Below are 21548 nucleotides of genomic sequence, written 5' to 3'. Positions count from 1 at the left end.
ATGTCCCGACAGATCATTGTTGCCAGCGCCCAGATGGGCCCGATCGCCAAGGACGAGCCGAGACAATCCTGCGTGGCCCGCATGGTCGAAATGCTGCGCGAAGCGCATGGGCGCGGTGCGAAATTGGTGGTCTTCCCGGAACTGGCGCTGACTTCGTTCTTCCCGCGCTGGATGATTGAGGACAAAGATGAGCTGGACGCGTGGTACGAGGAAGCACTCCCAAGCCCTGCAACACAGCCGTTGTTCGACGCGGCAGCGGAACTCTCGGTTGGCTTCTACCTCGGCTATGCTGAAAAAGTGCGTGAAGAGGGGCGCATCCGCCACTTCAACACCTCGGTGCTCGTCGGGCCCGATGGCAGGATCATTGGAAAATACCGGAAAGTACATCTGCCGGGCCACGACGCTCCGCAGCCGGGGCGGGCATTTCAGCATCTGGAAAAGCGATACTTCGAACCAGGAAACCTCGGCTTCCCGGTTTTTGACGGCTTCGGAGGGCGCGTCGGAATGATGATCTGCAACGACCGCCGCTGGCCGGAGGCCTATCGTGTCATGGGACTGCAGGGCGTCGACCTGATTGCGCTGGGGTACAACACGCCAATGGATCACACAGGTCACAGCGACATCGATGGGCTCACCCAGTTCCACAATCATCTGAGCATGCAGGCGGGGGCCTATCAGAATGCGTCCTGGGTGGTGGGAACCGCGAAATGCGGGCGGGAGGAAGGCTCGATGATGGTCGGCCAGTCGGTCATCATCGCCCCCTCAGGCGAGATTGTCGCCATGGCCGGCACGTTGGAAGATGAAGTCATCACAGCAAAAGCCGACCTGGACATGGGGACGCGGTACCGGGAGACGATCTTTGACTTTGCGCGCCACAGGGAACCGGAGAGCTACGGCCTGATCGTCGAGCGCAAAGGCGCTGGCGATCCGATCTGACCAGGCTCATTGATCGGTCTCCGGGGTCCTTTCCGGATGCGGCATCTGACTGGCAAAGCAATCGGCAATGGCGCCTGCTGTGGTGATCCAGACATCATCGCGACGCGCACAGATATGGCGGAGGGCGCGGCGCAAATGACGCAGGCGCGCCGGTTGGCCGACGATGTAGGGATGCAGCGCGATACCCATGACCAACGGCTGCGCGGTGGACTGCTCCAGCATTTCATCGAATGTGTCGGTGATCAGCATGGCAAACCCCGAGGCCGTTTCTTTTCGTGCAACGACCGCGGGGATGTCGTTGACCTCTTGCGGGTAGGGAACGGACAACAGATGTCCGCGTCGCGTCCGCATCCAGACCGGCTGATCATCCATGCACCAGTTCAGCGTATAGCGGTAACCGGCCTCCTGCAGCAGATCAGGGGTCACGTGGCTTTCCGCGATCCATGGGCTCAGCCAGCCTGCCGGCGGTCTGCCCTCCGCCCGGGCAATCCGCGCGGTTGCATCGGCGATCAGAGCGGCTTCCTCGGTTTCACTGAGGGTGCTCTGACGTTCCGAATTCGTCCGCCCGTGACCCGCGATTTCGTCGCCCCGCGCGCGATGCGCCTCGAGAAGCGCGGGCGCGTAGTCATACATTGCCGAATTCATCAGAACCGTGGCTGGCAAGGACAGGGCGTCGAGCATATCCATTACCCGCCAGGCGCCAACCCGGTTGCCGTAGTCGCGCCAGGCGTAGTTCAGTACGTCGGGCTGCGGGCCGCCGGGGGCCAGTTCCGCGCCAAGGCCCTCCCCGAAGGCAAAATGCTCCAGATTAAGCCCCAGATAGACAGCGAGGCCCTTGCCTTGCGGCCACCGGAACCCCGGGCGTGCCGCGATAGGGCTGTAGTCATACCGATCATGCGAGGGGAGCGTCACAACGGTGCCTCCGACAGACCGGCCCGGTCAAGCAGCCACTCGGCGCTGTCGTTCCAGACGTTTGTTTCAACGATCAATCCATCCCGCACCACGAAGCTGTCAATAAAGCGGTTGCCGTCGAAGGGGGTGCCGTCGGGCCATTCCCCGTAGAGGTGACCTGTTGAATAGACATGCACATCCCGTGTTTCCGGGTCCAGAGCTGCGTGCATCTGAGGCAGTCGTTTCTTGACCCACCTGTAGCGTTTGGCATTGAAATCCGCGGTCTGGGAGGCCGACGCAAATGCCCGTCCGCCGGTAAATATGATTGCAGCCCCTTCCGCTAGGTACGCCGAGGCACCTTCGGGGTCAGGGATCATGGAGCGTTCAAGGTAGGCCGCGACCAGGGCGCAGGCCTCTGAGAGGGCGTCATCGTTCACAGGAACGCGCCGAACCGGGCAGCTGCCACAACCCCGTCGATCAGGCGCACACGAATGTCTGATGATGCCCGGGCGGGGATATGGGACATGCCGGCACACCCAAGGACAACGGACTGAATGTCATCTTCAGCCTGCGCATGGGCAATCTCCGCCAGAACCCTTTCAGCGGCCCGATCTGCATCCTCTTCCAACGCAAGGACGGGCACGCCAGAGGCGCGCACCTTTGCCAGATAGCCCCCAAAGCCCAAGTCATGGACGTTCTGAAACAAGATCGGAACCGAAACCTCAAGCGTCGTCACAACCGAAAATCTTGGCCCCGTCAGCGCGGCCATGTGATAGGCCGCTTGTCCAATCCCTATGACAGGGCAGTCGGCGATTGCCCTGGCTTCAACAAGACCGGTATCATCCGAGCAGCCGATGATAATGGCACGCGCCTCTTGCTCTGACGCTTTGGCCACCAATTTCAAAAGCGGCGGGATGCAGAGCGTGTGATCCGCAGGGCCCTGGATCGCCGGGGGGCCGTCATGCGAGGTCCAAGCCTCGATCTGCGTCTGCGGGCAGGTCTTCTGGGCCGTTGCCAACATCGCTTCCGTCATAGACACGGTGCTGTTGGGGTTGATGATGACGATCATACCATTCCCTTGCCTGCATCATTGCCCTTGGCCGCGCGGCGGCGATTTGCCCAGACAGCGATAGCAAGAAAGAGGCCGATGATCACCAGCGAAAAGACCGTCGTAAGCGTGCCAAGAGCGTATAGAACGGGGGAGGTCACGTTCGTGGTCATGCCGTAGATTTCCAGCGGAAGGGTATTCTTGCTGCCGGAGGTCAGCAGGGTTCGTGCAAATTCGTCGTAGCTGAGCGTGAATCCGAAGAGGGCCACACCGATCAGCGAGGGGGCGATGATCGGAAGCACCACATGCCGGATCGTTTGCCATGGACTTGCACCGAGATCGCGCGCGGCTTCCTCGTAGCTTTTGTCAAAGCGGTTGAAGACAGCGAACATGATCAACAGGCCGAAGGGCAGCGTCCATGTCAGCTGGGCGCCATAGCCGGAGGTTGACCAATGGACATTGACGCCAGCCTGGCTGAACAGGAGGCCCACGCCCAGTGAGATCAGGATGGAAGGGATCACGAGTGCTGTGACAATCAGATAAAACAGGACTGTGGAGCCGGGGAATTTCTTGCGAAACGCCAGACCGCCCATCACGGAGACGACAATTGTCGTCACCATCACCATCAACCCAAGCAAAAGACTGCGCCGGAAGCTGCCCCAGATGTCGCCGACCGCCTGCTGCTCGAACAGGTCATAGAACCAGTAAAGGGACACCCCCCGCATCGGGAAGGTCAGACCGCCGCCGGGACCCTGAAAGGACAGGATGCCGATTGTCAGGGTGGGGCCGTAGAGAAACAGAATGAAAAGCGCAAAGAAGGCTGTCAGCACATAGAATGAGCGCGAACGCGGTTCCATCGTCACAGCTCCTTCCGGATGTCGACAAAGCGCAGCAAAATGCCGATCACGATGAGCACCGTCAGCAGCAACACGACGGCGGTGGCGGAGGCGGAGGGATACTGCAGCAGCGAGATATCGTTGGAGATCAGCCGCCCCACATTTGCCGACTGGCTGCCCGACATGATCCGAACGGTAAAGAAGTCGCCCATCACCAGCGTGACCACAAAGATGGTCCCGATCATGATGCCGGGCTTTGTCAGCGGCAGGATGACGTTCCACAAGATCTGTGCGCCGTTGGCACCGCCGTCACGCGCGGCCTCGATCAGGGATTTATCGATGCGCATCATGGTGTTGAAAATCGGGACAACCATGAAAAGCGTATAGAGATGGACAAATGCCAGCACGACGGAAAAGTCGCTGAAAAGCAGCCACTCCAGCGGCTCGTCGATCACGCCCCATGAAATGAGCGTGGAATTTGCAATGCCGTTGCGGCCCAGAAACGGGATCCAGCTGATCATGCGGATAATGTTGGATGTCCAGAACGGAATGGTGCAGAGCAGGAACAGGGCGACCTGCCAGGTCAGGCTGCGGATGTGAAACGCGAGGTAATAGGCGACGGTGAAGCCGATCAAGAAGGTGAAAATCCACGTCAAGATCGCGTATTTGAACGTGTTCACGAAGACGGTGTAGGTCACCGGCGAACCGAAAAGGAACTCGTAGTTGTCGAATTCGAACGCCGGTACGATCGAGAATTCCGTGGCGCGCCAGAAACTGACCACCACGATCATGACAATCGGCAGGACGAGAAAGAGGAACAGCACCGCCGCAAGCGGGGATACCATCATCAGGCCCGTTATGCTGTTGTTATTGAGAAGTTTCCGCATGGTGTCCGGGGCTGATAGGGGATGAAGGGGGGCGCAGTCTTGCGCCCCCGCCGTGCCTTAGGCCGCGATGAATTCGTTCCATTTGCGAACCATGTACTGGTTTTCATCCATGACGGAGTTCCAGCAGGCAACAGCGCCCATGCGGTCAAGGAAAGACCCGCCGTCCCGTACGGCGCCCGGTCCTTCAAGAACAGTGCCCTGCGGGCTGACGATCTCGCCCTTGGATTCCTTGCCCTCGTACCAGTAGCCCCATTCGTCTTCTGTCATGAACTCCTTGGAGGTCTCTGGCACGGCAGAGTAATAGCCCTGGCGCATCAGGAACCCGCCGACCCAACCGGACAGGTACCAGTTGATGTATTCATAGGCCGCATCCAGTTTCGCGCCCTCAAGGCTGGCGGCGAGACCCATGCCACCGCCCCAGGAACGGTAGCCCTCTTCCAGAGGCTGATAGACGCAGGGAATGCCCTGTGCCCTGACGGCGGTGATTGCGGGCGACCACATGGACTGGATCACCACTTCGCCTGAGGCCATCAGGTTGACACTTTCGTCGAAAGACTTCCAGAAGGCGCGGAACTGCCCGTTCTTTTTGGCTTCGGTAAAGATCGCCATGGTCAGGTCGATCTCTTCACGGGTCATATTGCCCTTGTCGGGGTATTTGTATTCGCCCATGGATTCCACGACCATTGCCATGTCCATGATCCCGATGGACGAGATATCGAGGATCGATGCCTTGCCCTTGAATTCGGGGTTCAGCAGCTCTGACCAATTGTTGATCGGGCGTCCGATCAGGTCAGGACGGATGCCCAGAGTATCGGCGTTATAGATCGTCGGGATCAGTGTCATCCAGCCGGACTCGTTATCCACGAATTCCTTGCCGTCGGCGCCCTCAACGAAGCCGACCGTGTGCGGCGCCGTGCCCTGCGCGATTTCGCTTGTCGGGGTCAGTTTGCCGCTGCGGAAGGTCCCGGCGATTTTGTCGTAGTTGGTGATCTTGGAGGTGTCCATTGCCTGCAGGTTGCCCGTTGGCCAGACCTTCTTGCAGATCCAGTATTCGATGTCAGCGATGTCAAAGCTGTCGGGCTGCGTGGCCACGCGCTGGGTCACGCTGTCGGAATCCAGCGCGGTCATTTCCATGGTGATGCCAAGGTCTTCCTTGGCTTTGGCCGCGATCTCGTTGAAGGCGGACACGCCCGTGCCTGCCTGGCGCAGCACGATGTTGGATTGCGCCCAGACCATCGGGGCCGCCAATGTGCCTGCGGCTGCGGCCACACCGGTCTTGAGCAGGGTGCGGCGGCTGAGGCCATTTCGTTTTGTGTACAATGTCATGGTTCTCTCCTTGTTGGTCGTGTGGTGCCGTTTGTCATGCGGTCAGTTGGTGTTGGCTGGCGGTATCCCAGGTCAGGCCGATCCGGTCGCCGGGGTTGTGCGGATTCGCAAAGAAGGCGGCATCAGGCATCAGCGCGGTGACCTCCTGGTCACCGGCAACCCTGGTCAGGACGGAGACATGCGTGCCCTGGTACTCCACCGCCAGAATGCGCGCCTCTAGTCGCCCTTCAGGGACTGTGGTGGTGGTAACAGCATCCGTTCGGATCGCGATATTGCCCTCGGGCAGGGCGATCACGTTATGACCGCCCATGAACTGCGCCACGAATTTGGTCTTCGGCGCGTTGAAAACTTCGCGGGCGGGCCCGGCCTGCTCGATCACGGCGTTGTTCATCACGACCACCTCATCGGCAAGCGCAAGCGCTTCATCCTGTCCGTGGGTGACATGCAAGAAGCTGATGTCGAGTTCTTTCTGAAGTTTGCGCAACTCGCTGCGCATCCGGACCCGGAGGAAGGGATCGAGTGCCGAGAGCGGCTCATCCAAGAGCAGGACCTGCGGCCGGGTGATCAGCGCGCGGGCCAGGGCGACACGTTGCTGCTGCCCACCGGAAAGCTGCGCTGGCAGGCGACCGGCCAGGGGCGTCAGGTCGACCAGTTCGAGCATCTCGTTTGCCTTGGCATGACGTTCTGACTTGTCGACGCCTTTCATCTTGAGACTGAAGGCCACGTTGTCGAGGACGCTGAGATGCGGAAACAGGGCATAATTCTGGAACATCATCGCCGTGCGCCGCTTTGCCGGTGGTAGGGCGGAAATGTCGCGACCCGCCAGGAGAATTGACCCTTCGCTGACCGTTTCATGTCCAGCAATCATGCGCAGCGTTGAGGATTTGCCACAGCCTGAGGGACCGAGCAGGCAGGTATAGCTGGACGATCTGAAGTGATGGCTGATGCTGTCCACGGCGAGTGTGCTGCCATAGCGCTTTGTCAAAGCCACCAACTCAAGATCTTGCTTCACACCGGTCATTCATGCCCCCACTGTTGCTGCCAGCAGCGCAAGAAATCCCTGAGTTGAAAAGAATTTGCCGATTGAAGGGGTACGTTTTCGCGATATTCGCCCTGAAATTAATCGCCCTACGGTTTATATGGGTAATTTTTGGGCACAATGTTGTGTACAATTCTGAAGTATGATTGCATTCAATTCCGCGCTCTCTTGTCGCCTTTGCCGTTTCTTGGCATCAGAAAACCCAGAGGATCATTCAGATGCAGACAACAGCGACAGATGCGGGTCGCGCGGACCGCAAGCCTCCGACGAGTGACGCGGTCTGTCAGGAGCTTTCCCGGGCCATTCACGAGCACCGCCTCGCCCCCGGCACCAAGTTGGGAGAGGACGAACTCGCCGAAATATTCGGTGTTTCTCGGACCATCATTCGGACCGCGTTGCAGTCGCTGGCCCATGGGAAACTGGTTGAAATCCATCGCAACCGGGGCGCATTCGTGGCCAAACCCACGCCCGAGGAGGCCCGCGAGATATTTGAGGCGCGCGAACTGCTTGAGCCCCGGACGGCGCGCTCAGCCGCGATCAAGGCGACCCCGGAGGATGTCGCGGTTCTCAGGGCACATATCGCGAAAGAACATGCGGCGCTGAAGGCGGATGATCGTGGTCTTGCGCTCTACCTTTCAGGTCAACTGCATGTCCATATTGCCCGCATTGCCGCCCAGGCGACAATCGCGGCATTCATCGAAACGCTGGTCGCCCGTTCCTCGCTGATTGTGGCGCTCTACTGGAAACGCCAGCGCGCGCTTTGTGAAAGCCACGCTCATAACGCCCTGGTCACCGCCATCGCGAGCAATGATGGACAGGCTGCCGAGGAGTTGATGCACAGCCACCTCGTGGACCTGCATAGCGCTTTGGATTTGAAGAAGGTGCCCGTCCAAGGGACGTCTTTGAAGGAAATTCTGGGCTGACTAACAACTCCAGGTCCATCGCTTTTCTTATGTCGCCGGCACCAATCGTGGATTGTCGCAGGGCAGGGCCGGTAATCCCGCGCCAAGCTTTCGATATTGCGCGGTTCGAGCCAGCGGCACCAATTGTTCTATGTTTTCAAGAGGTACGGATTCCTCGTTCTTGGCATGAAGAACACTCCACCTTATTGGTGAAAAGGCACGGGCCTCATCCAGCCTCCGCCAGTCGTTGCCGGGAAAACCCCAGCAAAGCTTCGCCACGGCAGATCGGATGCCCACCGGCGGTCATGGTCTGCCGCTACAGAGCCGGTATGCGGCGCCACTTCTCGGGGCCGGTTCGGTGGATCGAGTTCCCGCTGCTGTCAACGGCGACGGTGACGGGCATATCCTCGACCTTGAGCTCGTAAATGGCTTCCATGCCCAGATCTTCGAAGGCCACCGGGCGGGCGGCCTTTATTGCCTTGGACACAAGATAGGCCGCGCCCCCTACCGCGATCAGATATGCGGCGCGGTGCTTTGCGATGGCGTCCAGTGCCGCGGGGCCACGCTCGGCCTTTCCGATCATGAGCTTCAGACCTGTGTCACTCAGGATGCGATCGGTGAACTTGTCCATCCGGGTGGATGTTGTCGGCCCGGCGGGTCCGATTGCCTCGTCGCCCACGGCATCGACGGGTCCCACGTAGTAGATCGCCCGTCCCCGCAGATCGACAGGCAGGGCTTTTCCCTTGTCGAGCATGTCGATCATGCGCTTATGGGCCGCATCGCGCCCTGTGTAGAGCGTGCCAGAGAGGAGCAGTGTCTGCCCCGGCTCCAGCGAGGCAATGAGATCGTCGGTCAAATTGTCGAGGTCGATTTTCCGGGCCATCGCACTCGCCTCATCGAGCAGGATTTCCGGGTAGAGGGCCAGGTCCGGCGGCGTGAATTCGGCCGGGCCGGAACCGTCGAGGGTGAAATGCGCGTGCCGTGTGGCGGCGCAGTTCGGAATAAGCCCGACGGGGAGAGAGGCAGCATGGGTCGGGAAGGAGCGGACCTTGACGTCGAGCACGGTTGTCACGCCGCCAAGACCCTGCGCGCCGATCCCCAGTGCGTTGACCCGCTCCGCGATTTCCAGCCGCAACTCCTCGGTCCGGTTCGAGGGGCCGCGCCGCTGCAGGTCGTGCAGGTCGATGGGTTCGCTCAGGGCTGCCTTTGCAAGGGCCATGGCCTTGTCGGCGTTGCCGCCGACCCCGATGCCGAGGATCCCCGGCGGGCACCATCCGGCACCGAGTGTCTCGACGGTCTCCACCACCCAGTCGGCGACCGAACCCGAAGGATTCAGCGTGGTGAACTTCGCCTTGTTCTCGGACCCGCCCCCCTTGGCTGCAACCTCGACCTCGATCCGGATCCCTTCGACCATTTCCACTGTCAGCATGCAGGGCGTGTTGTCCCCGGAATTCTTACGCGCGCCCAACGGATCGACAACCACCGAGGCGCGCAGCGGGTTGGTATCACGCAGATAGCCCTGTCGTGTGCCTGCGTCGCAGATGTCTTGGAGCGACCGCTTGAAATCGGTCCTGGCCTGTACGCCGTAGCGGATGTGGATGTTCGCAGCGCCCGTATCCTGGCAAATCGGTCGCCGGCCAATTGCGCACATGCGGGAATTCACAAGGATCTGCGCCATGGCCTGCTTGGCCCCCGGATTCTCCTCGCGTGCCCAGGCGGAGGTCATCGCCTTGATGAAATCGGGCGGATGAAAGTAGGAGATGTATTGCAACGCCTCGGCTATGGAGGCGATCAGGTCCTCTTCGCGAATGATGGTCATCCCGGCTTTCCCCCATGCGGCTTATCTCAACGATTACCGTACCATCGCGATATTCGGAAAGGGCGACAACCCTGCCTTGGGAACCGGCCTGAATTGTCTTGACCGTCGTATGCTGCACCTCCGGGGCCGGTCCCTCGATCATGAGAAGAGGCAGGCCCGCCGCTTTGCCGCTTTGCCGCTTTGCAGCAGGTCATCACGCGCCGGGGTGACCACGGCCCGCGACCAATTCTAGTCAGCACCGAGGATGGCGGCAGGGGCCTGCTCCCTGACCTCGGGACGGACAGCGTCCTCAAGGTTGAGGAACACGCGATGTGCCGCCGAATTCATAGTTTGCTCGAAGTGGAGGCTGGTTCGCAGGCCTCACACAACACCCTCGCTAGGTCCTCGGTCCGGCGCGGGATGAGCACCGTCGGTATCCTAGGGAAACGTTTCGCGCCAGCGTTGCACGAAGGCGCGGCGTTTGTGTTGATCCAGACCGACGAGGAGCGCCGGCGACAGCGGGATGGGTCTGAGGCTGATGTCAGGATTCTCGGGCAGTCGAAGCGCTGGGTGAATGCCATCGTCCGTTTCGACGATGAGCTTGGCGGAGCGCATGGCCGAACGGCCAGCCTCGGACAGCAGAAAGTCGATCAGCGCACCGGCGATCTCCTGCTCTGCCGCGCGCCTGGGAATGAGCGCGGCGCGCGACAGCACAAGCGTGTAGTCGTCGGGGGCGACCACCACGAGGTCGGGGTTCTCCTCCGCCCGTGCAAGGGCGTAGGAGCCCAGAACATTGTAGGCCACGAGGTAGGTGCCCGTGACGACCCCATCGATGATTTCGGATGAACAGCAGGTGGCGACCGCGCCGCTTCGGCCAAAAGCTTCGATAAGGCTGCCGAAGGTCGTGGCCTGCTGCGCGTCCGCGAAGGCGAAAAGGTAGCCCAAACCGGACGCTTCGATATCGTAGGTTGCGACACGACCTCGGAACCGGCTGTCTTCCGGTCTCAGCAGATCGATCAGATCGAACCGGGACCGGGGGGCTTCGGCGTTGTCCACGAACCCCCTGTTGAAGACGATGACGGCCGGTTCCCGCGTGATCCCGAAAACCTCGTCCCGCCAGTTTGAAACCGTGGGAAGCTCTGCCGTCAGCGGGGACCTGTGACGCGCCGCGCATCCGTCGTTCGCGAGTTTGACTTGCTGGTCAATGGAGGAACTCACGACGAGATCGGCCGCCGCGCCACCGCTTCTGCAGTCCGTTTCAGAGACGATGTAAAGGTCGTTCGAGCCCCATTGTTCGTAGTCGATCCGAACTTCGCCGAAGCGTCCCAGGAATGCCAGTAGCACGGGCTCGAACAAGGCGATGTCTGTGGTGCCGCGGACGAGGAGTCGGGTCGCCGCCTCCTCTGAACCATAGGTCTTCGTAGCTTCGGGCACAGGCTCGGTCGCGGCAGAGGTTGCGAAAGCGGTCAGGAAGAGGGTGAGCGCCAAGAACCTCATTCGTCATCCTCAACGCGGGCCAGATTTAGCGTCACCTGGAATACCGAACGCGCGTTCCTTTCCATTTCCATAGACCCTCCGTGAGCCCGGGCGACAGCGTCCACGATTGACAGCCCAAGCCCCGCGCTCTTAGCCGAGACACCCGCATTCTTGGTGAATCGCGATCCGGCGTCCGCCCACATCTCTTCGGGGATGCCCCCGCCGTGATCCCGCACGCCGATACGCGCGATGGCCCCTGTACCCTGAACGAAGACCGTTATCGGCGGTTTGCCGTGGTTGGTCGCGTTGTTGACCAGGTTCTTGCAGGCTTCAACAAGGGACAATGCATCTCCCTGACACATCACCGGCTCCTCGGGCAGATCGAGACGGACGGGCTGTCCGCCTTCGCCCATGCTCTGATCGGTTTGTGCGACCGCATTCGTGGCGACGGTTCGCAGGTCCAGCGCCTTACGGTCTACCGTATCGGCACGGTGAATGATCAGGGCATGATTGAGCAATTGGTCCGTGAGCCGGCTCAGATTCCTCGATCTGTCGTGAATGCGCTCGACGATCCTGAGCTGGCGCTCGGGATCGGTCTCCTCAGCGGCCAGTTCGGCCTGTGCGCGCAGGGCCGCAATCGGCGTGCGCAACTGGTGTGACGCGTCGGCGATCAGCGTGCGCATGACATGCAGTTGCCGGTCGATCCGCGCGATGAACCGGTTGAGCGCCAGTACCAGACTGCCGATCTCGCGTGGCACGTTGATATTCACCGGCGTGAGGTCCTTGCTCGACCGTGCCGCGAATTCGCGTTCGATCTGCCGAAGGGGTCGCAGTGCAGACTGTACCGCAAGGACTGCGAGCGCCGACATAATGGCTCCCGCCCCGGCGACCGCAATGAGGGCGTTTAGCGTGATTTGCCGCGCAAGTTCCCGCCGCGCTTCGGTGGTTTGGCCGATAATCACGTCCACCGATCCGAGGAACGTCCGCTCGGCGAATTGTCGGGTCACGCGCGCAAAGCGGGTGGGTTCGCCTGCGAACACGCCGCTGTAGAAGGTCTCGTCGTCATCGGGACGCGTGACGGTCTCGTATCCCGTGATCAGCGCGCCGTCGCTGGCGAAAACGCCATAGACCACGCGGTCGCGCGGGGCGAGGGAGAGCAGTTCGAAGGCCGATACCGGGATATCGACGGTGACCTCTCCGGCCCGCAAGGCAAGGGAGCCGGCGATCTGGTTGGCCGCGCCGATCAGCAATCGGTCGAACGACCGCTGCGCCGCTGTCCGACCGTAGGCAAAGGCCGCGATGGCGACCACGATGCCGCCGATGGCGAAGATCATAACGATCGAGAAGGCCAGACGAGAGCGCAGGGATCCGGTGATCCGTGGCTGCGGATGCCCGTCACTCGCCATCGATCAACTGGTAGCCGAGGCCGCGCAGTGTCTTGATCGAGACACGGCTCGCCGCCAGTTTCTTTCGCAGCCGTCCGACATACAGTTCGACCGCGTTGACGTTCACCTCATCGTCATTGAACGAGAACATGCGATCGAAGAGCTTTTCCTTGGGCACCACTCGCCCGCGGTTCGCCAAAAGGATTTCCAGGACGCTGAATTCGCGCCGGGGCAGCGATACCGGATCGCCCGCGATCTCGACGGTCAATCCGGAGGGATCAAAAAGGATGTCGCCGAAGGTGATGATCCCCGAGCGATCCGGGTCCTGTCGGCGCAGCATGGCCCTGATCCGGGCATGAAGCTCTCTCAGGTCGAATGGCTTGACTAGGTAGTCATCCGCACCCTTGTCAAGCGCAGCGACCCGATCTTCGACGTCAGAGCGGGCGGTCAGCATCAGGATTGGTGTCCTGCTGCCGGAGCTGCGGACCGATGTCAGAAGGTGCAGGCCGCTGCCGTCGGGCAGACCGATATCGAGAACGACAACGTCATACTCCTGAACGGCAAGCGCATCAGCGGCGTCCTTGACAGAACGCGCATGGTCGATGGCGTCGCCCCGCCTTTGAAAGCTCGCGACGATCGCATCGGCCACATCCTCTGTATCCTCGACAAGCAACAGGCGCACGGTCCTTCAGCCCTCCCTCTGAACAGTCTTGAACAGTTTCGTCGGAATATCCAGCAAACGCGCCCGGGGAGGCGAATGCCAACGGTCTGACAGTTTGGTGACAGACTTGAGGCGTAGGTTTCTTTGGTCCGGTGGCGACAGCCACCCGCTTGGGAACCAGTGACAACTTGGAGGAGAACATGCTGATATCCAAACTTTCCCGCCGCGCCTTGGTCGCGGCCGCCGCCGTTGCGCTTTGCATTGGCGCGCCGGTGCTGGCCGGGGGCCATCAGGTCCTCGACAAGGTGCACTTTCTGATCCCCGGCGGTGCCGGCGGTGGTTGGGACGGAACCGCCCGTGGCACCGGAGAGGCGCTGACCGGTGCGGGCCTTGTCGGCACCGCGTCCTACGAAAACATGTCCGGCGGCGGTGGGGGCAAAGCGATCGGCTACCTGATCGAGAATGCCGAGTCGAACGACGACACGCTGATGGTCAACTCGACCCCGATCATCATCCGCTCTCTGACCGGCGTCTTTCCGCAGAACTTCCGCGACCTGACGCTGATCGCCGGCACCATCGGCGACTATGCAGCGCTGGTCGTCAATGCCGACAGCGATATCGACAGTATGGCGGATCTGCTGGCCAAATTCGACTCGGACCCGAATGGCACCGCGATCGGTGGCGGTTCGGTGCCGGGGGGCATGGACCACCTCGTGGCGGCTATGGCGATGGAAGCGGCAGGCAAAGACCCGCTGGCGGTGAAGTACATCCCCTATGATGCAGGCGGCAAGGCCATGGCGGCGCTGCTGTCGGGAGAGATCGCGGCGCTGTCCACCGGCTTTTCCGAAGCCGTCGCACTGGCCGAGGCAGGCGAAGTCAAGATCATCGGCGTGACCTCGGACGAGCGTGTCCCGGCCTTCCAGGACGCGCCGACGCTGAAGGAACAGGGCATCGACACCACCTTCGTCAACTGGCGCGGTTTCTTCGGCGCCCCGGGCCTGCCGGAAGACAAGGTCGCCGCATTCCAGGCCGCGCTTGAGAAGATGTACGAGACCGATGAATGGGAAGCCGTGCGCGCCCGCAACGGTTGGGTCAACATCCACAACTCGGGTGATGAGTTTAAGACCTTCCTGGAAAACCAGGAGAAGGTCATCGGCGACCTGATGAAGAAACTCGGCTTCCTCTGAGGCCGAAATCAACAAGTCAGACGGCGGCTGCACCGAAAAGACAGCCGCCGTTTCACATCAAGGGAGGGGACCCAATGGCACTGGATCGTTGGATAGCTTTTGTCATCCTGTGTGTCGCGCTGATCTATTCTTACGCGGCATTCTTCACCATGGATCAGCTGTTGCCGCCGTTCATGCAACGCAATCCGATCTGGCCAAGCACCTTTCCCAAAGTCCTGTCGGTTCTGGCTATCCTCACCTCGCTGGTGATCCTGTTGGGGGTCGAAAAAGCGCCAGAGAAGGACAGCCCGCCTGAAATCGATTATCGCCGCCTCGGTGATTACCACCTCTGGCAGGCCATCGCGCTGCTGGCGCTGATGGTGGCCTATGCACTGCTCCTGCGTCCGGCCGGTTTCCTGCTGTCGACGGTGAGCTTTCTGACCCTCGGCGCGGTGATCCTGGGCGAGCGCAAGTTCTACATCCTGCTGCCTGTCGCCATCTTGGCCACCGGTGTCGTCTGGTACCTGGTCGAGCGTGTCCTGGGCATCTTCCTGCGCCCCCTGCCGTTTTTCTTCTGAGGAGGCCGAAGCATGCTTGAAGGACTTCTCATCGGCCTTCAGACGGCCCTGTCCATCCAGAACCTCCTGATGGTGATAGCGGGCTGCCTGATCGGGACATTCATCGGCATGCTGCCCGGCCTCGGGCCGATGTCGATCATCGCCATCATGATCCCGGTTGCCATTTCCATGGGCGATCCCTCGGCGGCGCTCATTCTGTTGGCGGGGGTGTATTATGGCGCCATCTTCGGCGGCTCGACCTCTTCGATCCTCTTGAACGCTCCGGGCGTGGCGGGCACTGTCGCCAGTTCGTTCGACGGATACCCGATGGCGCGCAAAGGGCAGGCGGGCAAGGCGCTGACGATTGCTGCCATCGCCAGTTTCGCAGGTGGCACAATCGGCGCGCTTCTGCTGATGGTCTTTGCCCCCGCGCTGTCCTCGGTGGCACTGCTGTTCCACTCGGCGGAGTATTTCGCGCTTATGGTGGTGGGCCTCTCGGCCATCGCGGCCTTTGCCGGTACGGGACAGGTGGCAAAGGCGCTGCTCATGACGCTTGTGGGCCTGATCATGGCGACGGTGGGCGAAGGGGCGCTTTTCAACCTGCCGCGATTCACCATGGGCATCATGGACCTGCAATCGGGCTTTGGCTTTATCACGCTGGCCATGGCGATGTTCGCCCTGCCAGAAGCGCTGTTTCTGGTCCTGAAGAAACGGGAAATAAGTGAGGACGGCGGCAAGATCGAGAACCTGCGCATCAGCCGCGAGGAAGGAAAGAAGATTGCTCCGGTGATCGGGCGGCAATCGCTGCAGGGCTTTTTCATCGGCGTCCTGCCGGGCGCAGGCGCCACGATCGCGAGCTTTCTGGGCTACGCCGTCGAGCGCAACATCGCCTCGAAGGAGGAGCAGGAGGAATTCGGCAAGGGCTCGATCAAGGGGCTGGCTGCACCGGAAACCGCAAACAACGCGGCGTGCACAGGCTCTTTCGTACCGCTTTTGACCCTCGGCATCCCCGGCTCGGGCACCACGGCGATCCTTCTGGGCGCGCTCATCGCCCTGAATGTGACCCCCGGGCCGCGCCTGATGGTGGATGAGCCACAGGTGTTCTGGGCCGTTATCATGTCAATGTTCATCGGCAATCTGGTTCTGCTGATCCTGAACCTGCCGCTTATCCCGTATATCGCCAAGGTCCTGACGATCCCGCGCAACTATCTGATCCCGTTCATTTTGTTCTTTACGCTGATGGGGGCCTATATCGGTCAGAACAACGCAACGGAACTGCTGATCCTCGTTGGCTTCGGCGTCTGCGCCACGGCCCTGAAGTTCGCCGACTACCCGCTCGCGCCGCTGCTGATCGGCTTCATTCTGGGCGGCATGATGGAGAACAACTTCGCACGCTCGATGCAGCTATACGACGGTATGGGTTTCATCATTGACCGTCCGATGACCTTGGCTCTGCTGGTGATTGCCGCTCTCCTTGTGCTGCTGCCGAGCTACCGCGCCAGGCGTGCGAGGGCGCGTGCCGAGGGCGTGGCGGAAGGCGACTGAGGAACTGGCGTAGCTTGCCGCGCGAGAGCCGCGCCGGTCACCTGCCTTTAGTCTTGTCTCGATCAGCCGCTCTTGCGGATGCCTTCGACGTGCAGATCGAACCCGTCCTGAATGTGGTTCGTAAACGCCTCGAGGGCGGCGGTGCGGTCGCCGGTGGCGAGGACGTCGACGAGGGCGATGTGATTGCCGAGCGATTTGGCGATATCTGTATTCTCGATGGCCGCGAAGAGGTGGAATGCCATGCCGCGGCCCCAGATCACGTCGAACATCTCAAGCAGGAAACGGTTGCCCGCCGCTTCCATGAAAGCGCGGTGAATGCTGCGGTTCGCGACGAAATAGTCCTGCGTGGTGGGGTTCTTCAGGTCCTCGGCCTTCGTGATCAGGTCCCGAAGCTTTTGTAACTGGCCCTCATCCTTGTGCGCGGCCAGGATGCGGGCCGCCTGACCCTCGATCGCGGCGCGGGCCTGGTAGAGCTCCAGCGTTTCGGCCTCGGTGATCTTGGTCAGCCGGAAGCCACCTGAATTGGCAACCCGTAATACGCCTTCCTGTTCGAGGCGCAGAAGCGCTTCGCGCACCGGGGTTCTGCTGATTCCCAGTTCAGACGCCAGCGTCTCCTGGATAAGCCGGTCATCGGGTCCGATGGTGCGATTTATGATCGCCTCCACCAGTTGATCATAGACATCGTCGGCCAGCCGCCGTCTCTGGGTTTTTATGCTTTTCAGTGCCATCGTTTGTTGCCTCGCCTCCTTGTTGTGTACTGTATACAGAAAACCAGAGGAGGCAATGAGGGGCTTGTCTTTTCATGTATCCTGTATACAGCATCCAGCAATAATTCACCTCCAGGGAGAGAGCCGATGTGTGGCATTGCGGGACGCATTCTGAACGCACCGGGAATGGTCGGCCGGGACCTTGTCGCGCTGATGGCGGCGCAGGAACATCGCGGGGCCGACAGCACGGGTTTCGCCATCTACGGGGCACCCTGTGACAGCGGGTATATCCTGCGCGGCATGGGCTTTGACAAGGCGCAAATGGACAGCGACCTTGAACAGTTCCGTGCGGTCCTGAAGGAGCATAAGACAGATTTCCAATCGGAGCCGCAGATCGTGACGGACGCGAACAAGCACTACTGCTTCCGGATCGAGATCGGTGATCCCGACGATCTTGCGGCCTGGACCCGGGATGCTGACGATTTGACCAGCCGGATCGAGGTGCAGTCCTGCGGCCGCAGTCTGGAAATCGTCAAGGACATCGGCGGGTCCGAAGAGGTGGGTGAGAAACACAAGGTGCACGAGATGGTGGGCACCCACGGTCTGGGCCATGCCCGGCTCGCGACGGAGTCCAGCGTCTTGCCGAATGCTTCGCACCCTTTCTGGGCGCGGCCGTTCTCGGACGTGGCCATCGTCCACAACGGGCAGATCACCGATTACTATACTTGGCGCGACCGTTTGCAGCGGATGGGCTACCGCTTTCTGACGGAAAACGATTCCGAACTGATCGCGGTCTGGGTGTCGAACCAGATGAAGCAGGGGCTGACGATGGAGCAGGCGCTGAAGAAATCCATCACCTCCATCGACGGTGTCTTCACCTTCATGATCGCCACTCCCGACGGCATCGGCTTCGCCAAGGATCGTTTCGCGATGAAGCCGCTCGTGGTGATCGAGCAGGCGGGCGAACTCGCCGCCGCGACGGAGGAGCAGGCGGTGCGCACGGTCTTCGCGGATGAATGCGACGTGATCAATTACGACGGCCCCAGCCTCTTTGGCATCTGGGGCGTCGGCAATCGGAGCATGGCAGCGTGAGTGAAATCGTCATCGAAGTCGGCAAGCGCCATATCCGCGAGATCAACGAGGAAATCCAGGAGGCCTGCAAGACCGGCAAGCCGATCCGGGTGGTAAACACACTAAGCCGGCACAACCTTGGCGTAGGGCTGCCGGATCATGCGGAGATCACCTTCGAAGGGTCGGTCGGCTATTACTGCGGCGGCCTGAACACCGGCGCGCGCGTCACGGTTGAACGCAATTGCGGCTGGGCGCTGGGAGAGGGGATGGCCAAGGGTCATATCGAGGTCGGGGGCCGCGCGGGCATGTCCTGCGGTGCTGCGATGATCGGCGGGACGATCCATGTGAAGGGCGACGCCGGTCCGCGCTGCGGCGTGGCCATGAAGGGCGGCAACATCGTCGTGGAAGGCAAGATCGGCTATCAGTCCGGCTTTATGGCGCATGCCGGCAAGATCATCGCGCTGGGCGGTGCCGGTGAAAGCTGTGCCGACGCGCTGTGGGAAGGCGAGGTCTGGGTCGCGGGCGAGGTGGACAGCTTGGGCGTCGACGTGAATGTCGTCGAGCCGACCGCCGAAGAGGTAGCCGAGGTGGACGCGATCCTTGAACCGCTCGGTCTGGTCGACGGGTCGCGCAACTGGCGCAAGATGATCTCTGGCCAGCGCCTTTGGTATTTCGAAAGCCGCGACGCCAGCGCGTGGTTGATGATCTGAGACAACGAGAGCGCAGGCCGGGTGCCGTGCGCCGAGCGGGAGACACAGCATGGCTGATGGTGACACCACCCCTTACGAATATCCCTTCGACATGGCCTCGGAGGATGAAATCCGGTTCCGCGACGCAGGCGCGATCGAGGGCCGCCCGGCGGGCGTGCCGTCGTCTTACGACGAGGGCGGATCGACCCGCTGGACGCCGGAGGCGATTTCCGAGGTGCACGCGCTGGCGCAGCTGGGCCGCCACCAGGTGCGCGGGTACAACACGTTCAACAAGCGGCTGCCCACTTTCGATGATCTGACATTCGTGCCAGCCACGATGACCCGCCTGCCGCTGGAGGGATACCGCGAGAATTGCGACACGACGACGGTGCTGGGTGGCGGACGTGGCCTTGTCGAACGTCCGCTTGAGCTGAAGATCCCGATCTATATCGCATCGATGTCGTTTGGGGCGCTGAGCGCTTCCGCGAAGGCGTCGCTGGGATACGGCGCCTCCAAGGTGGGCACGATGACCTGCACGGGCGAGGGCGGCATGCTGGAGGAGGAGCGTTCGGCGTCCTCCCGGCTTCTCTACCAGATGAGCCCTGCACGCTACGGCGTCGATCTGGATCATTTGCGCCGTGCCGATGCGCTTGAGATCGTGGTGGGGCAGGGGGCCAAGCCCGGGACGGGCGGGCTGCTGCTCGGCATGAAGGTCAGCCCGAGGGTAAGCAAGATGCGCACCCTGCCCGAGGGGGTCGACCAGCGATCGACCATCCGGCACCCGGATTTCCTCGGCGCGGACGATCTGGCCGTGAAGATCGAGGAATTGCGGATCGCGACCAATTACCAGGTGCCGATCTTCATCAAGATGGGCGCGACGCGGCCACGTTTCGATGTGGCCGTGGCGGCAAAGGCAGGGGCCGACGTGGTCGTCGTGGACGGCGCCGAGGGCGGCACGGGTGCCTCCCCGGAACTGCTGCTCAATCACACCGGCATCCCGACGATGAGCGCCATCCGCGCGGCACGCGAGGCGCTGGACGAGGCGGGTATGACTGGCAAGGTCTCGCTGGTGGCTGCGGGTGGTATCCGGTCGGGCGTCGATGCGGCCAAGTGCCTCGCGCTGGGGGCGGATGCGGTCATGATCGGCAATGCGGCGATGATCGCGCTGGGCTGCAACTCGCCGCGGTATCTTGAGGATTACAAGGCGCTCGGCACCTCGCCCGGGGCGTGCCACCATTGCCATACGGGCCGTTGCCCTGTTGGTGTGGCGACACAGGACCCCGAACTTGAGGCGCGCATGGACCCGACCGCTGGCGCCGAACGTATCGCACGCTACCTTACGGCCATGACCATGGAAATCACCGCCCTTGCCAAGGCCTGCGGCAAGTCTTCGGTTCATAATCTGGAGACCGAGGACCTGCGCGCGCTAAGCTTCGAAGCGTCGGCCTTTACCGGCGTGAAGATGGCCGGTATCGACCGTGCGTTCGACTGGTGAAGCTGGCGGTTCTTGACCTCTGTGTCTGGCTGCCCGAGTACCAATGGGACCAGGACCGTTTTGGCGATATCGTTGCCAATTGGCTGCGGCAAGAACTGCCCGAGGCCGATATGGAGGTGATCCAGATCGTGGAGGGCGCGGAGTTGCCCGCCCCGCATGCCTATGATGGTTACATTCTCAGCGGCTCGGACAAGGGTGTCTACGATGATACCCCCTGGATGGGGCCGCTGCGCTCTTTCCTTCAGGAGGCGCGGGATCACCGCAGTCCCCTGCTGGGCATCTGCTTCGGTCACCAGATCATGGCGGATGTCTTTGGTGGCAAGGCCGAGAAGGTCGGACCGCCCGAAGTGGGCGTGCGTACCTTTGATATGGAAGGCACCTCCGTCGGTGCGCATGTCTGGCATCAGGATCAGGTGACGCGCATGCCGCCGGGTGCCAGCGTTATCGCCGCTGCACCCTATTGTCCGGTTGCCGGACTCTCCTATGACTTTCCCGCGCTGTCCGTCCAGTTCCACCCGGAATACACCGCCGACTACGTGGCCACCTTTCTGCGCCGCAGCCGGGGAAAGGTCCTGTCCGAAGCGGAGACTGACCAGGCGATGGAGCAACTTGACGCCAGCACTGTGGTGCCGGATCTTTTTGCCGCGCGTGCGGCGGCCTTTTTTCGCGAGGCGCTGGCAGAAAAGGCCTGATCGGCGGGTTGGCTATGCCCCGCGATGTCAGCGCCCCGAGGGGCTTTCCCTGGGGCTCAGCTTGCGCCGCCCGGCAACCTTGAACCTGTCCGCCGTGCCGTAGTCGCGCATCGCAACACCGGCGACGAAATCGCCGAAGACCGGCCCGTGCTTGAAAAGATGGCCCGAGCACCCCCCTGCAAAGAGGACGTTGTCGTGTTCCGGATGCCAGTCCACCACGAAATGGGTGTCGGGGGTCAGGATCACCTGGTTGAACTTGCTGTCCACCATACGCTGGCCGATGAGCCCGGGCAACCGGTGCCGGATATAGCTGCGGGTCTTGGAAAGCGCGGCCTTTTCGATCAGGCGCTCGTCGTTGTCGAGGTTGTCCTTCCCCCCTAGAACTGGGCCACTACGATGGCCGAGAGAGGGGGACAGAGAATGGCTCGGAAACGGTACTCA

At 61.5% G+C, this 21548-nt stretch carries 22 protein-coding genes; 9 read left to right on the top strand and 13 right to left on the bottom strand.

Annotated features, from left to right (window positions below; translation table 11 throughout):
- Entirely contained in the window at positions 1-936 is a 936-nt protein-coding gene (locus AB2B41_RS20810; protein ID WP_367879753.1) for an N-carbamoyl-D-amino-acid hydrolase, read from the top strand.
- 6 nt (positions 937-942) lie between these two features.
- Here the strand turns inward: AB2B41_RS20810 and AB2B41_RS20805 are convergent, their stop codons facing one another.
- From AB2B41_RS20805 to AB2B41_RS20775, 7 genes are read right to left on the bottom strand one after another with little or no spacing between them, the layout of a single operon-like run.
- Entirely contained in the window at positions 943-1848 is a 906-nt protein-coding gene (locus AB2B41_RS20805; protein ID WP_367879752.1) for a polysaccharide deacetylase family protein, read from the bottom strand.
- The gene (locus AB2B41_RS20800; RefSeq protein WP_367879751.1) at positions 1845-2264 is read right to left on the bottom strand and encodes a nuclear transport factor 2-like protein; all 420 of its coding nucleotides are present in this window, start codon (positions 2262-2264) and stop codon (positions 1845-1847) included. Before AB2B41_RS20800 ends, AB2B41_RS20805 begins: the two co-directional genes overlap by 4 nt.
- Positions 2261-2896: an aspartate/glutamate racemase family protein gene (locus AB2B41_RS20795; RefSeq protein WP_367879750.1), complete on the bottom strand. Its 636-nt coding sequence runs from the start codon at positions 2894-2896 to the stop codon at positions 2261-2263. The genes AB2B41_RS20800 and AB2B41_RS20795 overlap by 4 nt, the downstream gene beginning before the upstream one ends.
- Positions 2893-3732 carry an ABC transporter permease gene (locus AB2B41_RS20790; protein WP_367879749.1) on the bottom strand — a complete coding sequence of 280 codons (840 nt, stop codon included), beginning with the start codon at positions 3730-3732 and terminating at the stop codon, positions 2893-2895. Before AB2B41_RS20790 ends, AB2B41_RS20795 begins: the two co-directional genes overlap by 4 nt.
- Positions 3733-3734: 2 nt before the next feature.
- The gene (locus AB2B41_RS20785) at positions 3735-4598 is read right to left on the bottom strand and encodes an ABC transporter permease (RefSeq protein ID WP_367879748.1); all 864 of its coding nucleotides are present in this window, start codon (positions 4596-4598) and stop codon (positions 3735-3737) included.
- Between the two features lie 57 nt (positions 4599-4655).
- Positions 4656-5924 carry an ABC transporter substrate-binding protein gene (locus AB2B41_RS20780; RefSeq protein WP_367879747.1) on the bottom strand — a complete coding sequence of 423 codons (1269 nt, stop codon included), beginning with the start codon at positions 5922-5924 and terminating at the stop codon, positions 4656-4658.
- Between the two features lie 34 nt (positions 5925-5958).
- Entirely contained in the window at positions 5959-6945 is a 987-nt protein-coding gene (locus AB2B41_RS20775) for an ABC transporter ATP-binding protein (RefSeq protein ID WP_367879746.1), read from the bottom strand.
- Between the two features lie 236 nt (positions 6946-7181).
- On the opposite strand from AB2B41_RS20775, the gene AB2B41_RS20770 reads away from it, so the two are divergent.
- The gene (locus AB2B41_RS20770) at positions 7182-7886 is read left to right on the top strand and encodes a GntR family transcriptional regulator (RefSeq protein WP_367879745.1); all 705 of its coding nucleotides are present in this window, start codon (positions 7182-7184) and stop codon (positions 7884-7886) included.
- A 295-nt stretch (positions 7887-8181) separates the two neighbouring features.
- Here the strand turns inward: AB2B41_RS20770 and AB2B41_RS20765 are convergent, their stop codons facing one another.
- From AB2B41_RS20765 to AB2B41_RS20750, 4 genes are all read right to left on the bottom strand, one after another.
- On the bottom strand, positions 8182-9684 hold the full coding sequence (locus AB2B41_RS20765) for a fumarate hydratase (protein WP_367879744.1): 1503 nt from the start codon (positions 9682-9684) through the stop codon (positions 8182-8184).
- 417 nt (positions 9685-10101) lie between these two features.
- Positions 10102-11160 (bottom strand): ABC transporter substrate-binding protein, encoded by a 1059-nt coding sequence (locus AB2B41_RS20760; RefSeq protein WP_367879743.1) that lies wholly within the window; start codon positions 11158-11160, stop codon positions 10102-10104.
- The gene (locus tag AB2B41_RS20755; protein WP_367879742.1) at positions 11157-12545 is read right to left on the bottom strand and encodes a sensor histidine kinase; all 1389 of its coding nucleotides are present in this window, start codon (positions 12543-12545) and stop codon (positions 11157-11159) included. The genes AB2B41_RS20760 and AB2B41_RS20755 overlap by 4 nt, the downstream gene beginning before the upstream one ends.
- Positions 12535-13206: a response regulator transcription factor gene (locus tag AB2B41_RS20750; protein WP_367879741.1), complete on the bottom strand. Its 672-nt coding sequence runs from the start codon at positions 13204-13206 to the stop codon at positions 12535-12537. Before AB2B41_RS20750 ends, AB2B41_RS20755 begins: the two co-directional genes overlap by 11 nt.
- A gap of 179 nt (positions 13207-13385) precedes the next feature.
- On the opposite strand from AB2B41_RS20750, the gene AB2B41_RS20745 reads away from it, so the two are divergent.
- The 3 genes from AB2B41_RS20745 (at position 13386) to AB2B41_RS20735 (ending at position 16453) form a co-directional block, all read left to right on the top strand.
- The gene (locus AB2B41_RS20745; protein WP_367879740.1) at positions 13386-14372 is read left to right on the top strand and encodes a tripartite tricarboxylate transporter substrate binding protein; all 987 of its coding nucleotides are present in this window, start codon (positions 13386-13388) and stop codon (positions 14370-14372) included.
- 74 nt (positions 14373-14446) lie between these two features.
- Complete coding sequence (locus AB2B41_RS20740) at positions 14447-14929, top strand: tripartite tricarboxylate transporter TctB family protein (RefSeq protein WP_367879739.1); 483 nt, start codon at positions 14447-14449, stop codon at positions 14927-14929.
- A 12-nt stretch (positions 14930-14941) separates the two neighbouring features.
- Complete coding sequence (locus tag AB2B41_RS20735; RefSeq protein WP_367879738.1) at positions 14942-16453, top strand: tripartite tricarboxylate transporter permease; 1512 nt, start codon at positions 14942-14944, stop codon at positions 16451-16453.
- Between the two features lie 62 nt (positions 16454-16515).
- On the opposite strand, the gene AB2B41_RS20730 is transcribed toward AB2B41_RS20735, so the two are convergent.
- Positions 16516-17181 carry a GntR family transcriptional regulator gene (locus AB2B41_RS20730; protein WP_367879737.1) on the bottom strand — a complete coding sequence of 222 codons (666 nt, stop codon included), beginning with the start codon at positions 17179-17181 and terminating at the stop codon, positions 16516-16518.
- Between the two features lie 126 nt (positions 17182-17307).
- Between AB2B41_RS20730 and AB2B41_RS20725 the strand changes: the two genes are divergently transcribed.
- Genes AB2B41_RS20725 through AB2B41_RS20710 form a run of 4 tightly spaced genes read left to right on the top strand, consistent with a single transcriptional unit; the run spans position 17308 to position 21107 of the window.
- Positions 17308-18252, top strand: coding sequence for a class II glutamine amidotransferase domain-containing protein (locus AB2B41_RS20725; protein WP_367879736.1), 945 nt, complete (start codon positions 17308-17310; stop codon positions 18250-18252).
- Positions 18249-18941: a GltB/FmdC/FwdC-like GXGXG domain-containing protein gene (locus tag AB2B41_RS20720; RefSeq protein ID WP_367879735.1), complete on the top strand. Its 693-nt coding sequence runs from the start codon at positions 18249-18251 to the stop codon at positions 18939-18941. The genes AB2B41_RS20725 and AB2B41_RS20720 overlap by 4 nt, the downstream gene beginning before the upstream one ends.
- Before the next feature lie 49 nt (positions 18942-18990).
- Positions 18991-20415: an FMN-binding glutamate synthase family protein gene (locus tag AB2B41_RS20715; protein ID WP_367879734.1), complete on the top strand. Its 1425-nt coding sequence runs from the start codon at positions 18991-18993 to the stop codon at positions 20413-20415.
- Positions 20412-21107 carry a type 1 glutamine amidotransferase gene (locus AB2B41_RS20710; RefSeq protein ID WP_367879733.1) on the top strand — a complete coding sequence of 232 codons (696 nt, stop codon included), beginning with the start codon at positions 20412-20414 and terminating at the stop codon, positions 21105-21107. Before AB2B41_RS20715 ends, AB2B41_RS20710 begins: the two co-directional genes overlap by 4 nt.
- Positions 21108-21134: 27 nt before the next feature.
- Here AB2B41_RS20710 and AB2B41_RS20705 read toward each other — a convergent pair whose 3' ends face one another.
- Complete coding sequence (locus AB2B41_RS20705; protein WP_474104444.1) at positions 21135-21524, bottom strand: hypothetical protein; 390 nt, start codon at positions 21522-21524, stop codon at positions 21135-21137.
- Positions 21525-21548 lie beyond the last annotated feature (24 nt).

Source organism: Sulfitobacter sediminis (assembly GCF_040811725.1).
Taxonomy (GTDB): domain Bacteria; phylum Pseudomonadota; class Alphaproteobacteria; order Rhodobacterales; family Rhodobacteraceae; genus Sulfitobacter; species Sulfitobacter sediminis.
This window is presented reverse-complemented; position numbering and strand designations above follow the sequence as displayed.